13 protein-coding genes are annotated in these 19,702 nt (G+C 41.4%); 12 read left to right on the forward strand and 1 reads right to left on the reverse strand.

Annotated features, from left to right (window positions below):
• The first annotated feature begins 19 nt into the window (after nucleotides 1-19).
• From L6494_RS01075 to L6494_RS01130, 12 genes are all read left to right on the forward strand, one after another.
• Nucleotides 20-1,537 (forward strand): thioredoxin-like domain-containing protein, encoded by a 1,518-nt coding sequence (locus L6494_RS01075; RefSeq protein WP_237991041.1) that lies wholly within the window; start codon nucleotides 20-22, stop codon nucleotides 1,535-1,537.
• A gap of 352 nt (nucleotides 1,538-1,889) precedes the next feature.
• Complete coding sequence (locus tag L6494_RS01080; RefSeq protein WP_237991042.1) at nucleotides 1,890-4,037, forward strand: type I restriction-modification system subunit M; 2,148 nt, start codon at nucleotides 1,890-1,892, stop codon at nucleotides 4,035-4,037.
• A gap of 184 nt (nucleotides 4,038-4,221) precedes the next feature.
• Nucleotides 4,222-5,514 (forward strand): restriction endonuclease subunit S, encoded by a 1,293-nt coding sequence (locus L6494_RS01085; protein ID WP_237991043.1) that lies wholly within the window; start codon nucleotides 4,222-4,224, stop codon nucleotides 5,512-5,514.
• A 32-nt stretch (nucleotides 5,515-5,546) separates the two neighbouring features.
• A complete protein-coding gene (locus L6494_RS01090) occupies nucleotides 5,547-5,708 on the forward strand; it encodes a hypothetical protein (protein ID WP_237991044.1) in 162 nt (53 codons plus the stop codon).
• Between the two features lie 295 nt (nucleotides 5,709-6,003).
• Entirely contained in the window at nucleotides 6,004-9,036 is a 3,033-nt protein-coding gene (locus tag L6494_RS01095; protein ID WP_237991045.1) for a type I restriction endonuclease subunit R, read from the forward strand.
• 445 nt (nucleotides 9,037-9,481) lie between these two features.
• Nucleotides 9,482-10,798 carry an efflux RND transporter periplasmic adaptor subunit gene (locus L6494_RS01100; RefSeq protein ID WP_237991046.1) on the forward strand — a complete coding sequence of 439 codons (1,317 nt, stop codon included), beginning with the start codon at nucleotides 9,482-9,484 and terminating at the stop codon, nucleotides 10,796-10,798.
• A 93-nt stretch (nucleotides 10,799-10,891) separates the two neighbouring features.
• A complete protein-coding gene (locus L6494_RS01105) occupies nucleotides 10,892-14,056 on the forward strand; it encodes an efflux RND transporter permease subunit (protein WP_237991047.1) in 3,165 nt (1,054 codons plus the stop codon).
• Between the two features lie 206 nt (nucleotides 14,057-14,262).
• A complete protein-coding gene (locus tag L6494_RS01110) occupies nucleotides 14,263-14,976 on the forward strand; it encodes a rubrerythrin family protein (RefSeq protein ID WP_237991048.1) in 714 nt (237 codons plus the stop codon).
• Nucleotides 14,977-15,110: 134 nt separating this feature from the next.
• Complete coding sequence (gene gntT / locus L6494_RS01115; RefSeq protein ID WP_237991049.1) at nucleotides 15,111-16,472, forward strand: guanitoxin biosynthesis MATE family efflux transporter GntT; 1,362 nt, start codon at nucleotides 15,111-15,113, stop codon at nucleotides 16,470-16,472.
• Nucleotides 16,473-16,527: 55 nt separating this feature from the next.
• Nucleotides 16,528-16,752: a type II toxin-antitoxin system BrnA family antitoxin gene (brnA, locus tag L6494_RS01120; RefSeq protein WP_237991050.1), complete on the forward strand. Its 225-nt coding sequence runs from the start codon at nucleotides 16,528-16,530 to the stop codon at nucleotides 16,750-16,752.
• Between the two features lie 161 nt (nucleotides 16,753-16,913).
• Entirely contained in the window at nucleotides 16,914-17,138 is a 225-nt protein-coding gene (locus L6494_RS01125) for a hypothetical protein (RefSeq protein WP_237991051.1), read from the forward strand.
• Nucleotides 17,139-17,253: 115 nt separating this feature from the next.
• Nucleotides 17,254-18,423, forward strand: a complete 1,170-nt coding sequence (locus L6494_RS01130; protein ID WP_237991052.1) for a homocysteine biosynthesis protein — start codon at nucleotides 17,254-17,256, stop codon at nucleotides 18,421-18,423.
• Nucleotides 18,424-18,522: 99 nt separating this feature from the next.
• On the opposite strand, the gene L6494_RS01135 is transcribed toward L6494_RS01130, so the two are convergent.
• On the reverse strand, nucleotides 18,523-19,599 hold the full coding sequence (locus tag L6494_RS01135) for a hypothetical protein (protein ID WP_237991053.1): 1,077 nt from the start codon (nucleotides 19,597-19,599) through the stop codon (nucleotides 18,523-18,525).
• Nucleotides 19,600-19,702 lie beyond the last annotated feature (103 nt).

Here is a 19,702-nt window from a genome sequence, read left to right on the forward strand (position 1 = left end):
GCCTCATTTTGAATAATTTATGATTCCCCGTGTCAGATCGCCAGAACTACCGCAGAATTACACTTGGCTAAACACTGACAAGCCCTTATATCTGAAAGAACTTAGGGGTCGAGTCGTAATTTTGGATTTTTGGACATACTGTTGTATTAATTGCCTCCATGTACTACCAGACCTTAAGTATTTAGAACAGAAATATAAAAATAGCCTGACAGTTATCGGCGTTCACTCCGCCAAATTTGACAATGAACAAGAAATTGAAAATATCCGCCAAGCTATCTTGCGCTATGACATTGAACACCCAGTTGTAGTGGACAAAGGTTTTCGCGTATGGCAAGAGTATGCTGTGCGTGCTTGGCCTACTTTCATCGTTATTGACCCCGAAGGTTATGTAATTGGTCAGGTTTCTGGTGAAGGTAATCGTGATATTTTAGACCAACTGATTGAAAAATTAATTCGAGAACATCAAAAGAAAGGCACAATAAATTTCCAAGAAATCAGCCTAACTTTAGAAAAACAGCGTCAACCCTTAATCACACCACTAGCTTTCCCTGGTAAAGTTTTGGCTACCCCAGAGGCTTTGTTTATTGCTGACTCTGGACACCATCGCCTTGTAATGAGTTCTTTAGAAGGTGAAATTTTTCATCTAATTGGTAACGGTAAACCTGGTTTAACGGATGGTAATTTTTCAACAGCACAGTTTTTTGCACCCCAAGGAATGGCTTTTGATGCAGTCAATCAGATTCTCTACGTTGCTGATACCGAAAATCATGCTGTGCGACAAGTTGACCTCAAACGCCAAATAGTAGAAACCATCACCGGGACTGGTGAACAAAGCCGCAACATTCATCCTCATGGCGGTGCTGGCTTAGAAACTCCGCTCAATTCTCCTTGGGATTTGGTAAAAGTGGAAAATAGCCTGTTCATCGCAATGGCAGGTTCACATCAAATCTGGCAGATGGACTTGGATAGTGGGATGATATCCACCTATGCAGGTACAGGTACAGAAGGTTGTGTTGATGGTTCACTTCGTGAAGCTGTCTTTGCTCAACCTAGCGGAATCACTACAAATGGAGAAGAGTTATTCATCGCTGACAGTGAAATTAGTTCAATTCGTGGTGTGGGATTAATAGAACCCTACCAAGTCAGGACTATTTGTGGGAGTGGAAATTTATTTGGTTTTGGTGATGTCGATGGACAAGGTGAAGAAGTAAGGTTACAGCACTGCTTAGGATTAACATATGCTAATAATTTTTTATGGGTGGCAGATACCTACAACCATAAAATTAAATTAGTCAGTCCCAAAACAGGTAATTGTCAAACTTTTATAGGTGATGGTTGTGCTGGGTTACAAGATGGTCAAAGTAAGAGTACCCGCTTTTTTGAACCTTCAGGATTGAGTGTTATAGATTCCCATTTATATATAAGTGACACCAATAACCATGCCATCATGTGTGTAGATTTGAATACGCTTGAGGTGAGAACCCTGCAATTACCTGGGTTATGTGCGCCTGATGTTTGTATTCAGAAAAATTTTTAAGCTTACATACAGGGGCAAAGATACACTGATTTAAATAATTTTTTAAACAATTAGATACAGCAATAGTTACTAAAATGCCCTGATCAACTTTGCCAAAGCCATTCTTGAGTGAATGTAAAACTGCCTTAGTGAGTATTTTGACTAGCAGTCCTATCCTTGTAGGAGAGAGGTTTGGAGAGAGGTCAGAGTGTATTGCATATAAATGAGAATCGCTATATCAGCAGTTGCGTCAAAAGTTAGAGAAAAATTAAGACACTTGATATAAAGCAGATACCACTGTACCTTAAACTGTTACAACTATTGGGATGCGATCGCAAAGCTCTCCGTAGGAATCGCCTACTGTACTGACAATATGAATTACACGACACACAACACTATTGTTAATTTTATTTGGGGTATTGCCGATGATGTATTGAGAGATGTCTATGTACGCGGTAAATACCGAGATGTCATTTTGCCAATGACGGTACTACGGCGTTTGGATTGCTTATTAGAACCCACTAAAGATAAGGTACTTGAACTTCATAAGCGGCTGGAAGAAGGCAATTTTGGACAAAATGCCATAGCGCAACAGCTTCCTAGAGTAACGGGTTATGTATTTTATAATACTTCTCAATTTACTTTTAAAACCTTGCTCGACTTTCCTAGCGACATTCGGGCAAATTTTGAAAATTATTTAAATGGTTTTAGCGAGAACGTACAAGAGATTATTGCTAAGTTTAAACTGCGAAATCAAATTGAGACTTTAGTAGAAAGTAATCGGCTTTATGCTCTAATTCAAAAATTTGTGGCTAAGGAAATTAACCTTAGTTCTGAAGCAGTTAAAAATGAGAATGGCGAGATTATTCATGAGGGATTAACTAACCTGGGAATGGGTTATGTGTTCGAGGAATTAATCCGCAAGTTTAACGAAGAGAATAACGAAGAAGCGGGAGAACACTTTACCCCTCGTGACATTATTCAGTTAATGGTGAATTTGATATTTCTGCCAGTTGAAAATCAGATTCAAGGTGGTACTTATTTGGTATATGACGATGCTTGTGGCTCTGGGGGGATGTTGACTGAATCAGAAGCATTTATTCAACAGCTTGCGGAAAAATTAGATAAAAAAGTCACAATTGAATTATACGGTCAGGAAGTTAACCCAGAAACATACGCTATTTGTCAATCAGATATGTTAATTAAGGGTCGTGACCCTGACAAGATTTACTATGGTTCAACCATTTCTAATGATAAATTTGCAGATTTACAGTTCGACTTTATGCTTGCTAATCCTCCCTATGGCAAGTCTTGGACTGTAGACCAGGAAGCTGTGTTTGATGGCAAAAAAAAGGAAGTTAAAGACCCGCGTTTTGCTGTAGAACATCCAGGTTTAAAACCAGGAGAAAAGCTAACTCTGTTACCTCGTAGCAGTGACGGACAATTGTTATTTTTGGTGAATATGCTTTCTAAAATGAAGCAGTCCACCACTTTGGGTAGTCGCATAGCAATTGTTCATAATGGTTCAGCTTTATTTACTGGTGATGCAGGTGGTGGAGAAAGTAATATTCGTCGCTGGATTATTGAAAATGATTGGTTAGAGTGCATCATCGGTTTACCTTTGAATATGTTTTATAACACGGGTATTGCTACCTATATTTGGGTGCTATCTAACCGCAAACCTGAACACCGTCAAGGGAAGGTACAGTTAATTGATGCCAGTGAATGGTATGGCAAGTTAAGAAAGAATTTAGGTAAGAAAAATTGTGAATTAACACAAGCAGATATTCAGCGCATTACAGAAACATTTTTGGCTTTTGAGGAAACAGAACAATCTAAGAGATTTGATAATGAGGATTTTGGTTATCACAAAATCACTGTTGAGCGTCCTTTACGGTTGACATTCCAAGTTACACCAGAACGATTAGAGCAGTTTTTAGCGGGAAGCTTGAGTAATTCATCTCCTAAAAAAGATAGTGGAAAACAACAGGAAATACAGCTAAATATTACCTCTGATACGAAGCATGGGTTAATTTTGGGGATATTAAAAGACTTGTTTGGCTGCGAACCTCACAAAGATTTTAATCGAGTCAAGCAGGAATTTGAGAAAGCACTGAAGGTGGAAGGAATTAAACTGACGGCTAAAGATTTGAAGTTAGTTTATGACACATTCACAGAGAAAGACGAAACCGCAGAACCTGTAATTAAGAAGAAAACTAAGGATGAGATAATTTATGAGTTTGATTCTGAATTGCGAGATACAGAGAATGTGCCATTGAAAGAAGATATTGAGGAGTATTTTGCTCGTGAAGTGCTACCTCATGTACCAGATGCTTGGATAGATTACGAGAAAACGGTAAGGGGTTATGAAATTTCTTTTACTAAATATTTTTATAAGTTTAAACCGTTGCGGAGTTTGGAAGAAATAGCAGCAGATATCTTTGCTTTGGAAGCAGAAACAGAAGGTGTTTTACGCCAGATTGTTAGCGAGGAAAAATACACTCAATCCTCAATGTTATGACCATAATTCCGGTTTTTTGAGATATAAGAAACGCTCATGTCTACCATTTCAGCCTCATAAGAAGTTTAAAAAAGTTGATTTGGATGCACGTCAAAAGCTTTATCAAAAGATTGCTGAGTAAATTTGGAATCCAGAGCGTTTAAACAGGGTAGTTGAGTCGTAATTCTCTTGAGGAAGTCGTGGAATGAAGTGTTATTCAAATTATAGGGATTCAGGTTTAGCTTTTGTCGAAAAAATTCCTCAGCATTGGGACTTAAAACGAGCAAAGTATTTCTTTTACGAAATAGATGAGCGTTCAGAGAAAGGAGATGAAGATTTACTTTCTGTTTCTCACATCACTGGAGTAACGCCACGAAGCGAAAAAAATATCACTATGTTTATGGCTGAATCTTATGAAGGCTATAAAACTTGCATTCCTAATGACTTAGTTATAAATATTATGTGGGCTTGGATGGGAGCGTTAGGAGTATCTAAATATCAAGGAATTATTAGTTCTGCATACGGTGTTTATAGGCAAAAAAATACAAATAACTTTTATACTGACTATCTTGAATATCTTGTAAGAATACCAGAGTACATCGCTGAATATACGCGTAGGTCAAAAGGTATTCGCTCCTCAAGACTACGTATGTATTCTGATGATTTTTTTCAAATACCTATTATTTGTCCTCCAATTGAAGAACAAAGAACGATCGCCCACTTCCTCGATCGCAAATTAGAACAGATAGACCACTTCATCAGCAACAAGCAAAGGCTTATCGAATTACTCAAAGAGCAGAAAAGTGCGATCGCTAACCGTGCAGTAACCAAGGGACTTAACCCCCATGCACCTATGAAACCTTCTAGTATTGAGTGGTTGAGGGAAATACCGGAGCATTGGGAAGCGAAAAGAGCAAAATATTATTTCTATGAAGTAGACGAACGCTCGGAAACTGGTACTGAAGAACTTTTATCTGTTTCTCATATTACAGGGGTTACACCTCGTAGTGAGAAAAACATCACAATGTTTCAAGCAGAATCTTATGAAGGTTATAAAACTTGTCAAGTAGGTGATTTAGTAAGCAATATTATGTGGGCGTGGATGGGGGCTTTAGGTGTCTCTAATTATAGTGGCATTGTTAGTTCTTCTTATGGAGTCTACAGACAAAAAAATCCTGATAATTTTGTATCAAGATATCTTGACTATTTAGTTAGAACAAATTCATACATTTCTGAGTTTATTTGTAGGTCAAAAGGAATTAGATCATCTCGGCTACGAATGTATACAGATGACTTCTTTGATATTCCAATTATTAAGCCTCCTAAAGAGGAGCAAGAAAAAATTCTTAGCTATATAGACGCAGAAAGCGCAAAAATTGATCTTGCGATCGCCAAAATAGAAAAAGAAATCGAACTAATCCAAGAATACCGCACCACCTTAATTTCCAACGCTGTAACGGGAAAAATAGACGTAAGGGAATTGACCTATAGTAGATAGAGAAAATACCAACTCATACCCATGAACCTACCATGACACAAGTTAACATTTCCTTGCCCCCAATAGTAGAAGAATACCTAAACCAGCAAATTACCCAACTAGGCTACAACAACCTAGAAGAATATATATATCAACTAATCTTAGAAGACCAAAAACGCAACAACCGAGAAAAGCTAGAAACAATGTTAATATAAGGTTTAGACAGTGGCGCACCCATAGAAATTACAGAAAACTGGTGGGAACAAAAAAGAGCCGAACTACTCAAAAAAATGCCCTAACCAGAACAATGAACCAACGCATTTTTATTACTCCCAAAGCCAGCCAAGATATAGATGATCGACTTACCAAAAATTCTTGAACTAGAATAAACCATAATAAAAACCCCGTAAAAATTCAAAATTGCTTAATTTCCGACGCTGTGACGGGAAAAATAGATGTACGCGAACCTTCAGCAGTTGAACCCACCCTTACAACCGCAGCAATTTAGCCATGACCACAACTGACACTTCAGAAAAAGGCTTAGAAGCCCTCATAGAAAAAAGCCTACTTACAGAAGCAGGTTACATCAAAGGGCAACCAGTGGACTATGACCGCAACTACTGCATAGATAAAACTCAACTGCTGCAATTCCTCCGCCAAACCCAACCCACCCAAATCACCAAACTAGAAACCAGCTACGGTAAACGCTTTGAAGACAAGCTGTTTCAACGCATCTCAGACCAAATCAAAACCAGAGGTGTTATTGATGTTCTCCGCAAAGGTATCAAAGCCCAAGAAGTCAGCCTGACACTCTACTACAAGCTACCCCCATCCCAACTTAACCCCCAAGCCATCCAAAACTATAACCAAAATATCTTCTCCGTTACTCGTCAACTCCAATTCAGCAACGATAAAAAGCGACTATCCCTAGATATGGGGATTTTCATCAACGGCTTACCCCTCATCACCTTTGAACTCAAAAACAACCTCACAAAGCAAAACGTCCAAGATGCGATAAAGCAGTACAAAACTAGCCGTGACCCCAAAGAACCCCTATTTAACTTTGCCCGTTGCTTAGTTCATTTCGCCGTTGATGATGAGTTAGTCTACATGACTACCGAACTGAAGGGAGAACAAACAGTTTTTCTTCCCTTCAACAAAGGTCAAAAATCTGAACCCCACTTACTTTTCCCCGACAGTACAGGAAACCCCATCAACCCCAACGGACTCAAAACAGATTACCTATGGAAAGAAATTATCACCAAAACCAGCCTCAGCAACATCATTGAAAAATATGCTCAACTGGTAGAAGAGAACCTAACCCCCCAACCCCCTTCCCTACAAGGGAAGGGGGAATATGTAGAGACGTTGCAGGAGAGAGGTTTGGAGAGAGGTCAGAAAAAACGCAAACTAATCTTTCCCCGTTACCACCAACTCGACCTAGTGCGAAAACTCCTAACCAATGCCAAAACCAACGGTGTAGGACAGCGTTATCTAGTTCAACATTCCGCAGGTTCAGGTAAAAGTAACTCCATTAGTTGGCTAAGTCACCAACTCGTAGAACTCACCGACACCAGCGACACCAACCCCGTATTTGATTCCATTATTGTAGTTACAGACCGCAAAGTCTTAGATAAACAAATCCGCGATAACATCAAACAGTTTGCCCAAGTCCAAGGCGTAGTTGAAGCCATCACCGAAGGTAGTAAACAACTAAAACAGGCACTAGAAGACGGCAAAAAAATTATCATCACCACAGTTTTTAAATTTGCCTATATTGTGAAAGAAATTCAGTCATTAAGCAATCAAAAATTTGCCATTGTCATTGACGAAGCCCACTCCAGCCAAAGTGGTACAAGTGCAGCCAAAATGAGTGCAGCCCTGAATAAAGAAACAGGTGAGGAAGAAGAAACCACCGAAGATAAAATTCTCCGCATCATTGAAGAACAAAAACTCTCTCCCAACGCCAGTTACTTCGCCTTCACAGCCACACCCAAAAATAAGACCTTAGAAACTTTTGGCATTCAAAATCCAGCAGATAACAAATATTATTCCTTCCATAACTATTCCATGAAACAGGCAATAGAGGAAGAATTTATCTTAGATGTACTGGAGAACTACACCACCTATAGAAGTTACTGTAAGCTTGAGAAAAAAATTGAAGACGACCCCCAATTTGATACCAAACGAGCAAAGAAAAAGCTCAAGCAGTACATAGAGGGACACCCCCACGCTATCCGCCAGAAAGCAGAAATTATGATTGACCATTTCATGCAAGAAGTAATTGGTCAACGCAAAATTAATGGACAAGCAAAAGCAATGGTCGTCACCAATGGTATTAACAGTGCCATTCGCTATAAACTAGCCTTCGATGCCTACCTACAGGAAATCAACGCACCTTACAAAACTATAGTTGCATTTACAGGCAGTAAAGAAGTTGACGGAAAAAAAGAGGATGAGTCCTCAATGAACGGCTTTCCAGGGAACGACATTCCCAAAGAGTTCAAAAAAAGTGAGTATAGATTCCTGATAGTAGCTGATAAATATCAAACAGGATTTGACCAACCCCTATTACATACCATGTATGTAGATAAACCTCTAGCCGATATCAAAGCCGTTCAAACCTTATCTCGCCTCAACCGTGCTTACAAACCCGATAAAAAAGATACATTTATCCTAGATTTCGTCAACTCAGCCGATGCAATTAAAGAAGCCTTTGACCCCTTTTATAAAACAACAATCCTCAGTGAAGAAACTGATATAGACCGCCTCAACGACTTACAAGATGCGCTTGACAATTTCCAAGTTTATTCCGAAGAACAAGTCAACGAATTAATGACCCGCTTCATCAACGGTGCTGAACGTGACCAATTAGACCCCATTCTCGATGAATGCAAACAAAACTTTATCACTGAATTAGATGAAGAACAGCAAATAGATTTCAAGAAAAAAGGCAAATCTTTTGTCCGTAACTATCAATTTCTAGTCCAAATTCATCCTTTCCGTAATCCCTACTGGGAAAGCCTGAAAACCTTTCTCAAATTCCTCCTAGCCAAACTTCCCAACCTTAACAACACCGATTTATCCAAAGGTATTTTAGAAAGCGTTGACATCGACAGTTACCGCATAGAAAGACAAACAACCCTAGCCATACAACTTGAAGGTGATGGAGAAATTGCACCCGCACCCCCTGACCCTCCTGGTAGACAAAATCAGACGGAATTAGACACACTCAGCAATATTATCCAAGAATTTAACGATCTCTTCGGTAATATTGAGTGGACAGAAAAAGATAAAGTGCGTCGCTTCCTGTTTGAAGAGTTACCCGCCGAAGTCAGCAAAGACGAAGAATATCAGAACGCCAAGAAATACTCAGACCGCCAAAACGCCAGAATCACCTTCGAGAAAAAGCTAGTCGATAAGTTTCAGGAGTTCATCTTCGACCATACAGAAGCATACCGTAAATTTACTGATGATAATGAGTTTAAAACATGGTTAGCCAATACCCTGTTCGATAATGATTACGACCAAGGTGCAGCATAGGCAATGTGCCAAAAACTACTTTGAGACAAATTGAGGTCAGTTTTCTGAACTACTCCATCATCCAATCTAAAGATTTGGTTGCTTATCACTGATGATATTTTTGTGCTGTTAATTTTGAACAGTTTGCTGGAATTTTTAGATAAAAAATATTCTTTTTTCGACATTAAATAAAAAAAGATGCTGATTGTAAAGTTAGTATATTTTTCACCAGAAAGAAGAAGACAGCGCGATAGTCTCCGCCCGACGGTCGGTCATCGCTTGACTTGTAAACTATTTTTTATCATTCTCCTTTAGGTAGATTAGGGAATAGCCATAAGACAGTATATTTGGATGAGTTAACACAAAATGGAGCAAAAATCTTCATGCTAAATAAGTAAACTTCATTACAAAATTTTCGATTCAGATTTAGTTCCATTTATCTTGTTTTGTAGGTTTGCTGTCAGCTATGTCATCCCCTGATTCTCACACTGATTTTCCAGAAAATCTTCCTCGTCCATCCTATGAGCCACCCCCAGAAAACTGGCGGTGGTTGAAGTTATTAGTAGCCGCCATCCTACTGTTGATAGGTGGAACAGCCGTAGTTTGGCGATTACTCACTCCCATTAATCAAGCACCATTGGCTGCCAATGCTAAATCATCAGGGGTACGAGTTAAAATATCACCAGTACAAATAGGCACAATTGAAGACAGTACAGACTTTGTTGCTAGTCTAGAATCCCGGCAATCTGTGAAGCTGCAACCGAGAATTGAAGGGCAAGTTACTCAAATATACGTCAGATCAGGAGATGCGATCGCCGCCGGTGCAGTCGTGATGCAAATCGACCCCAGACAGCAACAAGCCGCATTGATAGGTAACGATACCGCCGCCGATGCAGCTAAAGCTCAGTTAGAAAACGCCTACGCCACACTAAAATCACTAGAAGCAGAAAGGTTATCGAAGCTGGCAGATTTAAGCCTAAATCGGCAAGATTATCAAAGATATGCCAGTTTAGCACAAGAAGGGGCAGTATCTCGACAAACTAGGGATCAATCAGCTAACAGACTAGCCATAGCTACAGCTAGTCTCAACGCCATAGATTCCAGCATTCAAGCTCAAAAAGCCAACATTGCCCAAGCCCAAAAAAGTTGGCAGCAAGCCAAATCTAATACGGCTCAACAACAACTGCAACAGTACAGAATTACCGCCCCTTTTACGGGTACTGTGGGGAATATTTCTGTAAAACTGGGTGATTTTGTCAATACATCTACACAATTAGTCACCATCACTCAAAACCAACCATTAGAAGTTAATGTTTCCGTCCCCCTAGAACGCGCCTCCCAATTGCGTAAGGGAATGCCGGTGGAGATTATGAACGCGCAAGGTCAAGTTTTGGGTACAAGTCGGGTATTTTTCATTGCTCCTAATGCTACCAACGATACCCAAACTATCCTGATGAAAGCACTATACACTAACTCTAATAATCAACTCCGGGCAGACCAATTAATTAGAGCTAGAGTGATTTGGAGTCAGAGGACTGGTGTTTTAATTCCTACTACAGCCATTTCTCGTATAGCTGGCAATACCTTTGTCTATGTAGCGCAAACGGAAACATCACCGCAAGGCGTTTCTCAATTAGTCGCCCGTCAAAAACGGGTGCAACTAGGCGATATTAGACGCAATCATTACCAAGTTCTATCAGGGTTGCAGCCACAAGACAAAATCATCGTCTCAGGGTTGCTTAATCTCCAAGACGGTGTGCCGATTGTTCCTGATTCTCTGTAGTATTGGGGATTGGGGAAAAATTAATTCAAAATTCAAAATTCAAAATTCAGCCTACAAATCCCCCAATACCCAATCCCTAATCCCCATTCCCCAATGTTCGTCAACTTCTTTCTTAAACGACCTGTATTTACCAGTGTCTGCACTATTATTATTTTTTTGGTGGGTGCAATTAGTATCCCAACGCTACCAACTGATAGATATCCAGAAATTAGCCCTACACAAATTATTGTTAATGCTAACTACCGTGGTGCGAATGCGGAAGTTGTAGAAAAAACTGTCACTAATGTCTTAGAACGCCAAATTAATGGTGTCCAAGGCATGAAGTATATGACTTCTAGCAGTAGTAATGATGGCGGTAGTACGATTACAGTCACCTTTGATGGGTCACGGGATCAAGACATTGCTGCTGTTGATGTGCAGAATCGTGTCTCTCTCGCCCAGTCGCAGTTACCGGAAGCGGTGCAACGTCATGGTGTGACTGTCAGCAAGCACTCTAATAATATTTTGCTGGCGATCGCATTTTATAGCGATCGCCAAGAGTATGACAATATATTTTTGAGTAACTACGCCGACTTATATCTAGTAGATGCCCTGAAAAGAATTAATGGTGTCAGCGAGGCGCGGATTTTTGGTGAACGTCGTTATGCAATGCGGCTGTGGCTTGACCCCAATCGCTTGGCTAGTCGTAAATTGACCGCCCAAGATGTGATTGATGCACTGGATGAACAAAATATTCAGGTGGGTGTAGGGCAAATCGGACAGCCACCAATCCCAGCCGATCAGATGTATCAAATCGACCTTATGGCAGTTAGTAGATTAACGGAAGTCTCGGAATTTGAGAATATCATTCTGAAAACAGGTGCAGATGGCTCACTGATTACATTTAGAGATATTGGCAGGGCAGAACTGGGGGCAGAAAACTATAACTCCTTTCTGCGCTTTCGGGGTAAGGAAGGTATAGGGATTGGCATATTTCCACTTCCTGGTAGCAATGCTTTGGAAGTGGCTGAGGCGGTTAAAGCGGAAATCTCACGCTTGGCTAAAAGTTTTCCCCCAGGGATGGAATATCAAGTGGCATTTGATACAACTGACTTTGTAAAAGAGTCTTTAGGGGAAGTGGTGACAACACTATTAAAAGCGATCGCTCTTGTTGTCTTGGTGATTTTTATTTTCCTCCAAGATTGGCGTACTACCCTGATTCCCGTCATTACTATTCCCATATCATTAATTGGCACTTTCGCTTTTATTAAAATTTTTGGCTTTTCTATCAATACTTTGACGCTATTTGGTCTGACCCTAGCCACAGGGATAGTAGTTGATGATGCGATTATCGTAGTTGAAAATACCTCCCGCTTAATTCAAGACCAGGGAATGTCACCGCGTCAAGCTGCTGCCACAACTATGCAGGAGTTATTTGGGGCTGTAATTGCTACATCTTTAGTATTAATGGCAGTATTTGTACCAGTGGCTTTCTTCCCTGGTTCGACTGGTCTGATTTATCGTCAATTTGCTTTCACGATCGCCTTTTCTATTACCATTTCTACTTTTTTAGCTGTCACCCTCACACCGACTTTAGCGGCTGTATTACTACGAACTAAACCCCAACCACGGGGAATATTTGGCTGGTTTTTTGGCAGGGTGAACTTGTTTCTCGATTATATACAGAGACAATATAAGCGATCGCTGCATTTCTGCAACCGGATGAGAGCGATCGTTATTGGTTTATTTATCGCCTCCTTAGCATTGACAGGCTGGCTGTACATCACTGTCCCGACAGCATTTATCCCCGATGAAGACCAAGGTTATTTCATCACCATTATTCAAGCACCGGAGGGAGTTTCCATCAACTACACAAGCAAAGTGATGGCGCAGGTAGAAGCCGAAATCCTGAAACTACCAGAAATTACCGATACTTTTGCCTTGGGTGGGTTTAGTTTTAGCGGTAACACAGCTAATAGTGGTGTGATTTTTAGTACCCTCAAACCGTGGGGTGAACGCCAGCAACCAGGACAATCAGCCGATGCAATAATTAACAAGTTACAGGGGGTATTATCTAATATCCCCGAAGCGCGGATTTTCCCTGTTAATCCCCCATCTATTCAAGGTTTGGGCAGTTTTAGCGGTTTCCAATTTCAATTGCAAGATAGATCGGGGACTACTGGCTTAAACTCCATGTTAGAAGTTATGGGGCAGATAATTGCAGAAGGTAATCAAACCCCAGGATTACAAGGCGTGTTTAGTACCTTTAATGCCAACACACCGCAGATGTTAATCGCAGTAGACCGCAATAAAGCTAAGGTCTTGCAAGTTCCGATAGACGATATCTTTAAAACCTTACAAAGTTACTTGGGTTCGCAATACGTCAACGACTTTAATTTTCTCTCACGGACTTATCGGGTATATGTGCAAGCTGATGCTAAGTTCCGTTCTGAACCTGGGGATATCGGTAAATTATATGTCCGTTCCCAGACTGACCAAATGATTCCCCTGAGTAACTTAGTCAAGTTAACACCTACCACTGGCGCGCAAACCATCAACCATTATAACCTGTTACGGTCGATAGAAATCAACGGTGGGGCTGCTCCTGGCTACAGTTCAGGTCAAGCGATCGCCAAAATGGAACGTCTAGCCCAGCGTTTATTACCAGCTAGTATGGGTTACGAATGGTCAGGGATTACCACTGAAGAACAAGCATCTAGTGGTCAAGCACCTTTGATTTTTGGTTTAGGATTGGTGTTTGTATTCTTGGTATTAGCTGCACAATACGAAAACTATGTAGACCCCTTAATTATTATGCTGTCCGTCCCCTTAGCTATTTTGGGAGCGTTAATAGCCCAATCTATGAGGGGTTTGAGTAACGATGTCTTTTGTCAGGTGGGGTTAGTAATGTTGATTGGCTTGGCTAGTAAAAACGCAATTTTGATTGTGGAATTTGCTAATCAATTGCGTGCTGAAGGTCTGAGTATCACTAAAGCTGCAATCCAAGCCGCGCAAGAACGCTTACGCCCGATTCTGATGACTGCGTTATCGACAATGTTGGGGATTTTTCCGCTTTTAATTGCTGTGGGTGCAGGTGCGGCTAGTCGTCAATCTTTAGGGACAGCCGTGTTTGGGGGAATGTTGGTGGCGACTTTCTTAAGTTTGTTCGTCGTGCCGATTTTGTATATTGTGATTGGTAAAATTCGCGATCGCATTAAACCAAGCGGTAAGCCTCCTTTTACTGGTTCTGATAAAGTTCCTTCTGCTACTCATCGGTAATTTAAACGCAGAGGTTTGACGAAAGTTATATGTTGCGATTTTGCCTCATGCTGTAATTTTCCTGTCACAGCTAAGAAAACGGGTAAATAAATATGGGCTGAAAAATTTGTATAAAAAACTGTAAATTATACAAGTGGTAGCTCATCTACTCGATTTTAGAGTCTGTTTTTTAACCTAAATAATACTTCTCAGGCATCAAAAAAATTATGGATCTTTCAAACTTTACTACTCTGCAAAACTTGGAATCTGCCTTCGGTGGGGAATCAATGGCAAACCGGAAATATCTATTTTTTGCTGAGGTTGCGCGTAAACTGGGGTTTAAAGATTTAGCTAAACTGTTTCGTGAAACCGCAGAACAAGAAACCGAACACGCCTTTGCTCATTTTGAGTTGCTACACCCAGAACTAGTTGTAGAAGATCCAGCTACGTTAACTGACGAACAAAAACGGGAAGTTGTCTCTCGGTGTTTATCTTTAGCCATTGAAGGGGAAACTTACGAATACACTACCATGTATCCTGACTTCGCCGCAGATGCTCAACGCGATCGCGACAATCCCGCCGCCGAAGAGTTTCTTAAACAAGCTCAAGAATCTAGCGAACACGCTGACACCTTCCGCGCCGCAGCACACCGTTTTGGTTTATTAAAGTTTATCGAGAATTACCACGCCGATCGCTACACTGAAGCTTTAGAAGTAATCAACGGTGGACAACCTACAACCAGAGTTGCGAGTGCAGATCCCAGCACCCGCAAATGGGTTTGCAGACAATGCAGTATGATTTACGATCCTGTAACTGGTGATCCTGATTCGGGTATTGCACCTGGTACAGCCTTTGAATCCATCCCTGATGATTGGAAATGTCCCATCTGTGGTGCTACCAAAAAGACTTTTATCCCCCTTGAGGAAAAAACTGCTGCGTAAGCAAGAATGTAGAGACGTAGCATTGCTATGTCTCTACAAAGTTTCTGGATAACGCATATTTAACTTCTGGAGTTACCTGTCGCCTACACTAAAATAGTGCCAATTTCTATAAATCACTCCAGTACAGTCAAATTATGAGATTTGCAGCAGTCTCACTCCAGTACGACTTCTTACCTCGCTTTTACAAAATGGCAAGCATTAACGTGCTTTCCAACATGATGGTCCCTTTAGCGGGTATTGTTGACATTGCCTTTTTGGGACATTTAGCAGATATCCGTCACTTAGCAGGAGTCATTCTCGCAACCATACTCTTTGACTATCTTTATCGGGTGTTAAAGTTTTTACGCTCTAGTGTGAATGCACTAACTGCACAAGCCGTGGGGTTGGATGACCAAAAAACCATATTATTAGTAGGGATGCGGAGTGCTTTAATTGCCGTGGGGCTGGGGTTAATAATCCTATTGCTGCAATACCCAATTCAAAAAATGGGGTTTTTGATTTTAAGTGGTTCACCAGAAATTGAAAGTTCTGGAAGTGAGTATTTCTATGCCAGAATTTGGGCAGCCCCGGCTGTGTTGCTTAACTTTGTATTGATTGGTTGGTTTACGGGGCGAGAATTGAACGGCTTAGTGCTGTTGATGTCTTTAATTGGCAATGGTTCTAATGTTTTGCTTGACTATTTGATGATTGTCAAGTGGGGTTGGGAAAGCATGGGGGCGGGACTGGCTACAGCCATTAGTCAGTATTTGGCGTTAGTAATTGGTTTGGTGGGGGTGTGCTTTAGCATTCAGTGGGCAAAAGTAGCAGCCGCCTTACAAGAGGTTTTTGATTGGGTAGCGTTGAAGGAGACTGTTGTCCTCAAAACCAATATTTTGGTGAGATTTTTAGTATTGATTTCCACCTATGCAATTTTTACAAATCTGAGTGCCACGATGGGAACAATCACCTTGGCAGAAAATGGGTTGCTGTTGCAAATTGCGCTGTTGAGTCAGTTCACCATTCAAGGCGTAGGAATGACAATGCAAACCTTGACTGGCAACTTTCAGGGTAAAGGTACAACAGAAAAGATGATCCCATTGTTGAGTGTTTCTGTAATTACCAGTTTATTTATTGCCCTAGGTTTTGCGATCGCATCTGTGATTTTCCCAGACACCATATTTGGATTACTGACTAATCATACAGAGATAAACCAACACATCAGTAGTTATGCCATTTGGCTATTGCCACTTTTGGGTTTAACTGCGATCGCTTTTATGCTGGAAGGATACTTTATTGGCTTAAAGGAAGGTGCTATCATCCGTAACGCCGTTCTGTTAGCCTTTGGATTCGGTTTTACCCCCCTAGCTGCTACAGGATGGTATTTGCATAATAATCACTTGTTATGGATGGCTCTGGTTGGTTATATGACCATCATGATTTTAGTGCTGGGGTCACAATTACCTAGGACGCTGGTTAGTAAAAATCTACCAAATCAAGATTTGCTGACTAGTCCTTGACTTGTGGAGAAAGAGCGATCGCCACGCCGAGCAAGAGATGAAGAGGTAAAACTATATGAAGGCTGAAGAGTTTGATGAAAAATTTGATGCAGGCGAGGACATTATCACATACCTGGATATGAATACGATTCGTCGTCCGGGTTATGAGCAACGACGGGTAAATGTTGATTTTCCTACATGGATGATTGAAGCACTTGATCGAGAAGCCTCGCGAATAGGCGTAACCCGACAATCAATAATCAAAGTATGGATTGCCGAGCGACTTGAGCAGCACGGCTAAACTATGTATCGTTAAGCAATATTTTCCCAAACTGATATTCTTCCTCACAAGTTCCTCAAATTTTCGGTTTATAAAAGCATTTAAGGTGTTGATCAGAAGTGAGAATTTTGATTAATTCCTCGTATTAATACTTAGAAAACAAAAATACAGGCGTTATCTTTATGAGTCACTACTTGTTTCACGACGAAGTTACCTTAGCAGAAAAAACAGAAGAATTAGGCAGGAAGGCAGTAGAGTTGAAACTCATTCCTTCCTTTGTAGTGCGTTACTACCCAGATAGCTGGGAATTTTGTATTCCTGATGATAACAGTTCCACTTGTTTGACACCGCCAGAAGCATACATGAAATTAAAAAAATTAGTTGACGGTTCTCTATCAAAAGTGTAGACAAATCATCTAGCACCCCCAGGATACTCCCGCTACACCCAACTAGTTAGCGGGAAGTCCCAGGGAATTCCCAAGATTCACTCTAGAATTAGGATGTGAATCTGCTACTTGAAAAATGCGAACTATTGCAGAAATTAACGAGAAAATTAACCGCCAAACTGCGGTAGTCTTAACGGCTGAGGAATTAAAAGCACGGGTTGCGGAAGTCGGGGTGAAGAAAGTTGCCGAAGAGGTTGATGTTGTTACCACTGGCACTTTTGAACCGATGGAATCAAGTGGAGCAATTATTAATCTAGGACACACTGACCCGCCTATTAAAATTCGCCGTTGTTGGGTGGATGGAGTTCCTGCATACAGTGGTTTTGGCGCAGTCGATTTATATTTAGGTGCTAGCTGTGTTGTAGATACGATGGATGGCGAAGAAGTCCGGGAACGGGGCGGCGGTCATGTGATAGAAGATTTGATTGCGGGTAAGCCTGTGCATATCCGCGCCCAAGGACAAGTCACTGATTGTTATCCTAGAGCAAGTTTTGAGACTTCTATTACCCGCGACACGATAAATCAGTTTTATTTATTTAATCCCCGAAATCTTTATCAAAATTTTATTGTAGGGGTGAATGGAGGCGATCGCCCGCTTCATACTTACCTCGGCCCTCTGCAACCGCGTTTAGGTAATGCTGTCTATTCTAACCCCGGTGCAATTTCTCCCCTATTAAATGACCCAAAATTACAAATTATTGGCATTGGTACGCGTATTTTCTTAGGCGGCGGTATTGGTTACGTTGCTTGGGAAGGGACGCAACATTTTCCTTTACAAAAGCGGCTAGCCAATCAAACACCCATTGGCCCCTCTGCGACTTTAGCCTTAATTGGTGATGCCAAACAAATGGATGCGCGTTGGGTAAGGGGTTGCTATTTTAAAAGTTATGGTTCTTCGTTGATGTTGGGTGTAGGTGTACCCATACCCTTATTAAACGAACAGGTAGTAGAAAACTGTGCAGTTCAAGATCAAAATTTAGTTGCGCCAATAGTAGACTTTTCCATTCCCCGGCGCGTGCGTCCGACATTTGGTTTGGTGAGTTACGCCCAACTAAAATCCGGGCGTATCACCATCGAGGGTAAAACTGTTAGGGTTGCTCCTTTAGCTAGTTTGTTTTTATCTCGGCAAGTTGCCATAGAGTTAAAACAATGGATTGAAGCAGGCAGTTTTACCCTCACTGAACCAGTAGCATCAATTCCAATGGAGAGGTCATTTCTTCCTCAAGACCACTGGAGAGAGTTTTAAAACAAGTGCTGAGTGCTGAGTGCTGAGTGCTGAGTGCTGAGTTGTAAATGATTTTTTACTCATTACTCATTACTCATTACTCAGCACTCATTACTCACCTTACTCCTGAGTAGGTTTCGGTCGTTTGATTGGCTTCGGTGCTGGTGTAGAACTAGGCGAAGGCGATTTTGGTAATGGTTTGGAAATTACCGAGGGATCGCTGCTTGTTCTCTTGACGGGGCGTGGTGGAGCTTCTCCTGGTCGTCTGGGGGGGAATGGTCTTCTTCCTGGACCACCACCTGCACCGCGAGGACCACCACCGCCACCGCCACCTCTGAAGGGTGGTCTGCGTTTTTTGGGTAAGTCAGCGATCGCTTCTGCTGTTTCTATGACTAATGCGTCGGCTTCTCGCTTGGCTTTGAAGTCCCAAAACTTGCCTACGGCTTTGGTTGTTAGCACACCCCGCAATTTCAACTTGAAATATTTGGGTTTGTCATCTCGTTTACGTGGAGCTTGCTTAATTTTTACTACTAAGCTCTTTTCATCAAAAGACTGGTAAACGACCTCCCCACGGACGGAGAAACCGCCATCAGGGATGTTAGATGAACGTGCTGAGAGGCTTGTAGTTTTTTTACTCTCATCTACTAAGCTTTCATCGGGTGTCTGTGATTCTTGTGACTCCGAATCGGCTTGGTTTTCTTCTGTTGACTGTTTAGCCAGACTTTCTGGCTCCCATACCCCTACAATTTGAATGTGTAAGCTGTCATTTTCTTGTCTGGTGCGGGGATAAACTACCCACAAATGTTCTTTTTCTAGGTCTAGATGATTTTTGACTAGGCTCATAATCCGACCCAGCAAGACGGAATTGAGTTCTACACCATCTGGGGTCAGTAAGATACCTTGGGTAAAATGCTCGTCACTGGCTTGGTAACGACCCCGGACTAGTCCGATGGCGCGGTATTGCATCGGTTCGCTGGGAGGCGGTATCGGTTGTTGGCGATTGGCTTCGCCACTTTGTAGATGATCTGCTAGGTTCTCATTAGAGTCAGTTTCTGTAGATTTGGCAGGTGAAGTCTCAAGCTTAGAGGGCTGGGTTGCTGCTATGTGAACATTAGCAGCTGCCTCTTTGGGAGTTTGAGGTTCATTGGAAGCAAAAGAGTTGGCGGAATCAGGCGAAGGCATCAGGTCGGAATTCATAAAAACTCCTTGCGGCGGAGACACATCCCATTATGGGATTTTAATAAGGCAGCTGGAAATAGCGTTTGTGTGGCTGATGAAAGTATATTGGCTTTTCACAAAA

This window comes from Nostoc sp. UHCC 0870 (assembly GCF_022063185.1).
GTDB lineage: Bacteria > Cyanobacteriota > Cyanobacteriia > Cyanobacteriales > Nostocaceae > Trichormus.

Excerpts from the sequence above, each read along its gene's own strand:
- L6494_RS01075 (WP_237991041.1), top strand. The coding sequence starts at position 20 with ATGATTCCCCGTGTCAGATCGCCAGAACTACCGCAGAATTACACTTGG.
- L6494_RS01080 (WP_237991042.1), top strand. The coding sequence starts at position 1,890 with ATGAATTACACGACACACAACACTATTGTTAATTTTATTTGGGGTATT.
- L6494_RS01085 (WP_237991043.1), top strand. The coding sequence starts at position 4,222 with ATGAAGTGTTATTCAAATTATAGGGATTCAGGTTTAGCTTTTGTCGAA.
- L6494_RS01090 (WP_237991044.1), top strand. The coding sequence starts at position 5,547 with ATGACACAAGTTAACATTTCCTTGCCCCCAATAGTAGAAGAATACCTA.
- L6494_RS01095 (WP_237991045.1), top strand. The coding sequence starts at position 6,004 with ATGACCACAACTGACACTTCAGAAAAAGGCTTAGAAGCCCTCATAGAA.
- L6494_RS01100 (WP_237991046.1), top strand. The coding sequence starts at position 9,482 with ATGTCATCCCCTGATTCTCACACTGATTTTCCAGAAAATCTTCCTCGT.
- L6494_RS01105 (WP_237991047.1), top strand. The coding sequence starts at position 10,892 with ATGTTCGTCAACTTCTTTCTTAAACGACCTGTATTTACCAGTGTCTGC.
- L6494_RS01110 (WP_237991048.1), top strand. The coding sequence starts at position 14,263 with ATGGATCTTTCAAACTTTACTACTCTGCAAAACTTGGAATCTGCCTTC.
- gntT (WP_237991049.1), top strand. The coding sequence starts at position 15,111 with ATGAGATTTGCAGCAGTCTCACTCCAGTACGACTTCTTACCTCGCTTT.
- brnA (WP_237991050.1), top strand. The coding sequence starts at position 16,528 with ATGAAGGCTGAAGAGTTTGATGAAAAATTTGATGCAGGCGAGGACATT.
- L6494_RS01125 (WP_237991051.1), top strand. The coding sequence starts at position 16,914 with ATGAGTCACTACTTGTTTCACGACGAAGTTACCTTAGCAGAAAAAACA.
- L6494_RS01130 (WP_237991052.1), top strand. The coding sequence starts at position 17,254 with ATGCGAACTATTGCAGAAATTAACGAGAAAATTAACCGCCAAACTGCG.
- L6494_RS01135 (WP_237991053.1), bottom strand. The coding sequence starts at position 19,599 with ATGAATTCCGACCTGATGCCTTCGCCTGATTCCGCCAACTCTTTTGCT.